At 65.2% G+C, this 279-nt stretch carries 1 protein-coding gene; it reads right to left on the bottom strand.

Translation table 11 applies throughout. From position 1 onward, the window contains the following. Positions 1-239: enolase C-terminal domain-like protein (locus AC0IW9_RS30705; protein WP_471652090.1), on the bottom strand; the 239-nt coding region annotated here is incomplete at its 3' end. Positions 240-279 lie beyond the last annotated feature (40 nt).

The following is a 279-nucleotide window of genomic DNA, read 5'->3' as shown; positions in this document are numbered from 1 at the left end:
ACGTGGGTGAACATGGCCAGCGATACGTCGAAGTGGTTGTTCGAGTGCGAGCCCCAGGTCAGGCCCCAGTCGTTGCACATCTGCGCCACACGCACCGAACCCTGCATGGTCCAGAAGTGCGGGTCGGCGAGGGGAATGTCGACCGATTGCAGCTGGATCGCATGGCCCATCTGGCGCCAGTCGGTGGCGATCATGTTGGTCGCGGTCGGCAGGCCGGTGGCACGGCGGAACTCGGCCATCACCTCACGGCCCGAGTAGCCATTTTCGGCGCCGCAAGGG

The organism is Belnapia sp. AC561 (assembly GCF_979252845.1).
Note: the sequence above shows the minus strand (reverse complement) of the source record. Positions and strands in the feature narration are given on the sequence as shown.